We start from the raw sequence: 7,375 nt of genomic DNA, 5'->3' as shown, positions 1-7,375 counted from the left end.
AAGTCAGTCTAGGCTGATATTTGTGAGTTCTTAAGTTGAAAAGCCACCCTTAACTAAGGGTGGCTTTTTTTGTGGGGGAAGCAATCAAAATAAGTGAGTAGTAGCAAAGTGTTCTGTTGGTTTTAAAGATTAGCCCGAATTTACGCTAAAATAGTCGCTATACAAGACTAGGTTTTACTTAAAGGACGTTTAAACCAAGTACACTGATAGCTAAGCCTCATAAAGTAAGGGAGTTGTTGTGTTCGTCATAGAAAAATTACCCGCAGAAGCAACAAATTTAGGGCAGGCGGTGCAAGAGGTAGCCGACATTGAGTCGATAGTACAATCACATGATGCATGGGAGTATCACGCATTGTGTGATCTGCTCGAGCAAGACAGTATCGACATGCTGCTGGTTTATGATGAGCAAGATGGTATAGATAACGCTGGTAAAGTGGTGATTGGCTATTGTTTGTATCAAGTGGTCTTTGAGCAAGCAGAGGTATTGCGTATTGGTACACTTCCTAATTATCAACGTCAGGGTATTGCTTCAAAGCTGTTGACGCAATTGAATAAAGAATTGCAGCTGAGAGACGTAGCGTCTTTACTACTAGAGGTGAGAGCAGATAATGCGCCTGCGGTGGCACTATATACAAAGCATGAGTTTGCCGTGATTCATAAACGCAAAAATTATTATCAACTGCCGTACCAAGCAGCGGTCGATGCGTTAATTATGCAACGTACTTACGAAGACACGCCTTAGAACAGTGACGGCTTTGAAAGGCTTCAGTACTTTGCTCGCTTTTTAGTCGCTTACGAGTAAAAGAGCTGACATCGGAAGGTATGGTTTAGGGTTGCACGGGGATGGTTTTTTTGCAGATCTCAACATCAAACTCATAATCACTGTCAGCTTTCATACGTTCAAGAATCTCGATACGCTCACTTAACAGTTCAACCATGACGTTGATATTGGCTCTTTGGTTTTCTACTTGTGCTAATTTTTGCTGTGTTAGCGTCAGTTGTAAGTCGATATCTACATGACCATCATAGTAATTGTTGAGGCTATCTTTGATTTCAATGAGGGTAAAGCCGATGGCCTGTGCACTTTTAATCAGTTCAATACGCTCAATGCATTCAGGATGGAACTCAGTATATAAGCGCGATCCTGCTTGGCGTTTCCGAGACTTTAGCAAACCCAATTGATCATAATGACGCACAGTGTCTTTGGTCGTATTGGCTTGGCTTGCCAGTTTTCCGATCAACAAAAATGGTGTATCAAGTGCCATCATAACCTCCATAACTTCGTGGTTCAGTCGTCATCATGATTTGAGTTGCCAAGATTCGATTGAGTCAAGGCGTGATACTGCTAATGGTCTGTGTGAGTTGTTTTGCCACTTGATGGTAGGATTGGCGATCAGGGTGTCCAACTGAGTGAGGAAATCAGTACGTGGCAGCGTCGTGGCACCTAGGCTCATCAAATGATCGTTTGGTAACTGGCAGTCGACAAGCGCTACGTGGCCCTGCTCACATAAACGCATCAGTCCCCAAAACGCCAACTTTGAGGCATTGGAGGTACGATGAAACATCGATTCGCCAAAATAAATGCTGCCAATTTTTAAACCATATAGCCCGCCAATTAGCTGACCTTGACCATCCCAGACTTCTATACTGTGCGCAAATCCTCGAGCATGTAGCCCGGTATAAGCCTCAATCATCTCATCATGAATCCAAGTGTGCCCACCTTCGGCCAAGCCGTTGCTGCGAGGTAGACTACAAGCATGGATAACGTCATCAAAAGCCTGATTTAAGGTCAACTGCCAGCGTTCTTTTTTGGCTTGCTTACGTAGAGATCTGCTCGGTTGATAGTCTGTCGGCACCATCACACAGCGAGGTTCGGGACACCACCAAGCGATAGGTTCGTCTTCATTAAACCAAGGAAAGAGCCCTTGCGCATAAGCAGAGAGCAATGTTCCAGCTGCCAAATCACCACCTACCGCGACAATGCCAACCCCGTCAGGGTCGATAGCGACGGGGTCAGGAAAGTCATAACGCCCAAGCTCTTTTAATGCTTGAGGCGTGACATGCGGTTCAATCTGTGGTGAGAAAGTGTTCATTTATGCTTCTTTATCAGCTGTCAATGTGGAGGCATAAGTATGGTCACTCGCATTTGTATCACCGATGGCATCCAGATATTTCTCAGCATCAAGTGCAGCCATACAGCCCGTACCAGCAGAAGTAATCGCTTGGCGATAGACGTGATCGGCGACATCACCCGCTGCAAACACACCTTCGATACTGGTTTGCGTTGCATTGCCGTTTAGACCACTATTGACCACAAGATAGCCGTCTTTCATGTCCAGCTGGTCTTTGAATAAGTCGGTATTGGGTTTATGACCGATAGCGACAAACATGCCATGTACGTCAATCTGCTTGCTACTGCCATCGATTGTGGATTCAATGATGACACCATTCACACCCATATCATCACCGACCACTTCTTTTACTTGATGGTGCCACTCGATTTTGATATTGCCATTTTTGGCTTTTTCAAACAGTTTATCTTGTAATATTTTTTCAGAGCGTAGGCTGTCGCGACGATGTATGAGGGTGACCTCAGAGGCAATGTTAGATAGGTATAGCGCTTCTTCAACTGCTGTATTGCCACCACCGATTACCGCGACTTTTTGGTCTTTATAAAAGAAACCGTCACAAGTGGCGCAAGCAGACACACCAAGACCTTTGAATTTGGTTTCTGACTCTAGCCCCAAGTACTGTGCGGAGGCACCTGTCGAGATGATCAAAGCATCACAAGTATAGTTGCCGTTGTTACCAGACAGTTGGAAAGGACGTTCATTGAGATTGACGTCGTTGATATGGTCGTAGACCAGCTCGGTGCCGAAACGTTCGGCATGGGCTTTCATGCGCTCCATGAGGTCAGGACCAGTTAGGTTAAAAGCATCACCTGGCCAGTTGTCAACTTCCGTAGTGGTGGTTAATTGTCCACCGACTTCCATACCAGTGATCATGACAGGAGTGAGGTTGGCACGAGCAGCATAGATAGCGGCCGCATAACCAGCAGGACCTGACCCTAAAATAATGAGTTTTTCGTGACGTGGCGCTGTATTGTCAGTTGCCATAAATGGTTCCTTTTTAGGTATAAGAATTAAAAATATGAAGGCGCGATATGGTTAGGACGTTTTCAATATGCCCTAAAAGCTATGATCAAAAAGTACAAGTAATATGGCTCTCTAATTGTTGTGTGATACTAACATAAGGGCAGTAAGCTAAAAGTGCAAGTTTGCATAAGAAAATATGACTATCATTATAATTAAACCATGACAGCTTTGAGAAAGAACTGGTCGCAATATCGGTGCCATGATTGAGTATTCAACGTGATTTCATATCTGTCCATATTTTATATACCAATCGGATGGCTGTCAGTCCTCGACAGCAGTTACTCACGGCGTTGTGTTTCTTAATCGTATCGATTGTCATATAAATCGTACATTACCTTGTTTTGTTGCACGCTTTATTCATAAGACGGTCGCCACTATAGCTAGGTATTTGTTATTATAAGAAGTCACGCCAAGTGTGGTAGCGGATGATCGTGCTATAGCCTCATAGCTATTAACAATCGAAGATATGCCTTAAATACTGCGCTAGGTAGGTTCCAATCAGCATCAGCATCAGCATCAGTATCTTTATATGTCACACTTTATGTCCGTATGGTTAAAGTTAATCATGCAATGGCAAGTATTTAGTATTAATAACAAGGCAGATTTTACGTGATATCAGCAGCGCTAATTGAGTATTTGAAAAAAGGTATATTCACCCTCCTTGGGTTAATACTGGCCGTTTATCTGTTTGTCATTTTGATAACCTACACGGGCAACGATCCTAGTTGGTCACATATCAGTAGTGATATGACTACGATCAATAATATGGGTGGCGCAACAGGTGCTTGGTTGTCTGATTTGCTCTATGGCTTTTTTGGTTTTGGCGCCTGGTGGCTGCTCGTATTTATCGTTTATGAGTCTGTTTTGATCTGGTGGGATAACAAACCCACACTTTGGCTGATGAGGTTTGTGGCTTATATATTCCTGTTATTGAGCGGCAGTGCCTTGTTTGCTCAAATGGTCGCTCTAGTACAACAAGTAGCCGACCCTGTCACTACTGAGCTGGAAGGTGTGGCTGGCGGTATTATCGGTTTGGAGTTGCAAGCTCGTTTGGCGCAGTTGTTATCACAATGGGGCAGTGTGTTGTTTTTGCTGGTGTTCGTCGTTGTCACGGCGACTTTTGCCTTTAATATACATTGGCTGACCATGTATAAAAAAGTGATTGCGCTGTCGTGGTTTGGATCAGGTGTCAAAGCCAATGCAGCCAAGTACGATGACAGCGCAACCTCATCAAATGATGCTGCCGCTGAATATGATAGGGTCGATGTTGCAGATACTCATAAGACCTCTGATTATGAGCAGCTGCCGTTAGAATTACAATCGGCTGAAACCTCTAGTAGCACGTCCGCAGTTGATGATAGTGGTCGATTCGGTAATGTACTATCAGATTTTTTATCGTCATCAGGATTGGCTGATAGCGTGAAAGCCTCTGTAGCAGCGGCAACCCAAGCTGCTATGTCTAATAATGAGAAAAATGAACATGTAGACGCGGCAGTTGTACCATCTAATGGTAACGACGACAAAGCAAGCAAGGCACCAGAGGCATCGTCATCTATAAATCCTACGACGCAGCCTAGTCGTAAAGTCGAACCAAGTTTTTCTTGGAATGATGAGCATACAGTGGATGATCTATTGGCCAGCGAGCAAATGGCTGACAGCGCAAGTCATACCGGAACACTAGCTGAGACTAGGGAAGAAGAGGTGTCAGCGCCTCAAACGCCTATTACTAATCCAGTATCTACTGCTAGTCCAGTATCTACTGATGGTAGTCAAGAACATCAGACGTCAGTTGAAGATCTACCAAGCAGCGAATCAGTCACACCAGCGACTGCTGACACCGTTTCAGCAGATATCAGTTCAGCGGACATAAACGATACAACTCAGACCGTCGATAAATCCGTAGATACACTGGCGGGTGAATGGCTAGCAGAGCATACCACCTCTGAGTTGATATCAGTAGATGCAACCGATCATGTAGTGACTGAGTCTAATAATGTAGCTCTAAATCCAGAGCTGTCAGAGACAGAAGATTCAGTACATACAGATAAATTATCGCAAGGCGCTGCTCCTTCAGATGTAGAAAGCCAGCTTGTTGATAAACCTTCTGTACAGGCAGTTGACACCGAACAACCCGCATCTTCTTCGGTATCAGAAGCAGCAGCCAAACCAGAAACACAACCACAAAGCACTGAAGCTATTGCAGAAATGGCTGATATGACGCCAACCAATACACCGCCTGCGGATCCTAAGGCTGCACCTACGCCAGATTCAGCCTCAAGCATTTCACCAAATTCCTCAGTAAACGCAAAGGCAGCGACGAGTCAAGCAGCGTCTGCAGACACACCAACAGTCAGTTTTGCAGTACCTGAAAGGGATAGCGGGAATCATATCACTGACATGATGCCGGATGATGATGGTACTAGTGATGAGACCGCTAAACCTGTGATGCCAGATATCAGTGACGATGCTGCGTTCAGTCAGAAGTCTCGCTCGATGCAGACGGCTGCTTATCGCGACAGTCTCACGCCTATTCCAGAGCTTTCTATATTAGATAAGCCTGATCCTGATCGTAAACCCAGTTATACACCTGCAGAGCTTGAGCAGCTGTCTGAGTTATTGGAGATTAAGTTACAAGAGTTCAATGTAAAAGCGACTGTGGTCAACGCCATACCAGGTCCGGTAGTGACTCGCTTTGAAGTAGAGCTTGCTGCTGGCGTAAAAGCCAGCAAGGTGACAGGTATTTCGCGAGATTTGGCACGTTCACTCTCGATGGCGTCCTTACGTGTGGTGGAAGTTATCCCTGGTAAACCTTATATCGGCATCGAAGTACCGAATAAAAAGCGCGAAATGGTGCGTTTGATTGAGCTGCTCAATACTGATACTTACAAAGACCCTAAAGCGCAAATCAGTATGGCTATGGGTAAAGACATCGGTGACAACCCTGTCATCACTGACTTGGCTCGAGCGCCACACATGCTAGTCGCAGGTACCACTGGCTCTGGTAAATCGGTATTGGTCAACTCGATGCTATTGTCTATGTTGCTCAAATACACCCCGAATGATTTGCGGCTTATTTTGATCGACCCAAAACAGCTAGAGCTTGCCAACTATAATGACATCCCGCATTTATTAACACCAGTTGTCACCGATATGACCGAGGCAGCCAGTAGTCTGTCATGGTGTGTGGCGGAGATGGAGCGTCGTTACCAGCTTATGAGTTTACTAAAGGTGCGTAAGCTGAATGAGTTTAATAAAAAAGTCATCGCCGCAGAAGCGTCAGGCAATCCGATGCTTGATCCATTATGGCGACCAAATGATAGCGTGAGCGTCAGTCAAGCGCCAAAGCTAAAAACCCTGCCGATGATCGTTATCGTCGCGGATGAGTTTGCTGACATGATTATGCAGGTCGGCAAGCAAGCAGAAGAGCTAATCACTCGCCTAGCACAAAAGTCACGAGCAGCTGGTATTCACTTGATGCTGGCTACCCAGCGTCCGTCGGTCGATGTGATTACTGGTCTGATCAAAGCCAACATCCCTGTACGTGCTGCCCTACGTGTGAACTCAAAAGTCGACTCGCGAACTATCTTGGATAGTGGCGGTGCAGAGGACATGCTAGGCAATGGTGACATGATGTTTTTGGGACCAGGACAAATTGAGCCAGACCGTGTGCATGGTGCTTATGTCAGCGATGAAGAGGTGAACCGTGTTTGCGACGCTTGGCGTGAGCGTGGTGCACCGGATTATATCGATAATATGGCGGGGAACTTTGAGTTATCTAGCCCAGGTGGTGGTAGCACAGGCAGCTCCTCCGGCGAGGATGATGATTTATACGATGATGCAGTGGCCTTTATTATGGAAACACGAAAAGTATCTGCTTCTAGCATTCAGCGTAAGTTTAGCATCGGCTATAACCGTGCGGCACGTATTGTGGATTCAATGGAGGAGGCAGGACTGGTCAGCTCGATGGGCAAAAGTGGTAAGCGTGAGCTACTAATGTAGATATACGTCGAGACTAAAATATTGGTAGCTGTTCTGCCTGCAAAAGCGAGTCACGAGAGTGGCTCGCTTTTTTCATGGCGCTTTTACTATTGCTATAGTCAAAGAACTTATAAATCGCCACACAGCCATAAGAAATAAAATAAGAAGGTATCAACGCAATCTAGCCGCCACTCTTTACGTTTTTGTTTAACCCAAGCCCACATCTGTTCGATAGGATTTAA

Annotated in this window: 5 protein-coding genes; 2 read left to right on the top strand and 3 right to left on the bottom strand. The window is 45.3% G+C overall.

Translation table 11 applies throughout. The annotated features are described in order from the left end of the window. Window positions 1-238 precede the first annotated feature (238 nt). Entirely contained in the window at window positions 239-742 is a 504-nt protein-coding gene (gene rimI / locus L0J61_RS07750) for a ribosomal protein S18-alanine N-acetyltransferase (RefSeq protein WP_301465832.1), read from the top strand. A gap of 85 nt (window positions 743-827) precedes the next feature. Here rimI and L0J61_RS07745 read toward each other — a convergent pair whose 3' ends face one another. The 3 genes from L0J61_RS07745 to trxB are packed head-to-tail and all read right to left on the bottom strand — an operon-like array spanning window position 828 to window position 3,116. Continuing rightward, a complete protein-coding gene (locus tag L0J61_RS07745) occupies window positions 828-1,265 on the bottom strand; it encodes a MerR family transcriptional regulator (protein WP_301465831.1) in 438 nt (145 codons plus the stop codon). Between the two features lie 33 nt (window positions 1,266-1,298). Then, the gene (gene aat, locus L0J61_RS07740) at window positions 1,299-2,093 is read right to left on the bottom strand and encodes a leucyl/phenylalanyl-tRNA--protein transferase (RefSeq protein ID WP_301465830.1); all 795 of its coding nucleotides are present in this window, start codon (window positions 2,091-2,093) and stop codon (window positions 1,299-1,301) included. Beyond that, window positions 2,094-3,116 (bottom strand): thioredoxin-disulfide reductase, encoded by a 1,023-nt coding sequence (gene trxB / locus L0J61_RS07735; RefSeq protein ID WP_301465829.1) that lies wholly within the window; start codon window positions 3,114-3,116, stop codon window positions 2,094-2,096. It abuts the gene before it with no gap. A 648-nt stretch (window positions 3,117-3,764) separates the two neighbouring features. Here trxB and L0J61_RS07730 point away from each other — a divergent pair. Further along, on the top strand, window positions 3,765-7,154 hold the full coding sequence (locus L0J61_RS07730) for a DNA translocase FtsK 4TM domain-containing protein (protein ID WP_301465828.1): 3,390 nt from the start codon (window positions 3,765-3,767) through the stop codon (window positions 7,152-7,154). Window positions 7,155-7,375: the final 221 nt, after the last annotated feature.

Source organism: Psychrobacter sp. (genome assembly GCF_030457785.1).
In the GTDB taxonomy this organism is placed as follows: Bacteria; Pseudomonadota; Gammaproteobacteria; order Pseudomonadales; family Moraxellaceae; genus Psychrobacter.
This window is presented reverse-complemented; position numbering and strand designations above follow the sequence as displayed.

Excerpts from the sequence above, each read along its gene's own strand:
- L0J61_RS07745 (WP_301465831.1), bottom strand. The coding sequence starts at position 1,265 with ATGGCACTTGATACACCATTTTTGTTGATCGGAAAACTGGCAAGCCAA.
- aat (WP_301465830.1), bottom strand. The coding sequence starts at position 2,093 with ATGAACACTTTCTCACCACAGATTGAACCGCATGTCACGCCTCAAGCA.
- trxB (WP_301465829.1), bottom strand. The coding sequence starts at position 3,116 with ATGGCAACTGACAATACAGCGCCACGTCACGAAAAACTCATTATTTTA.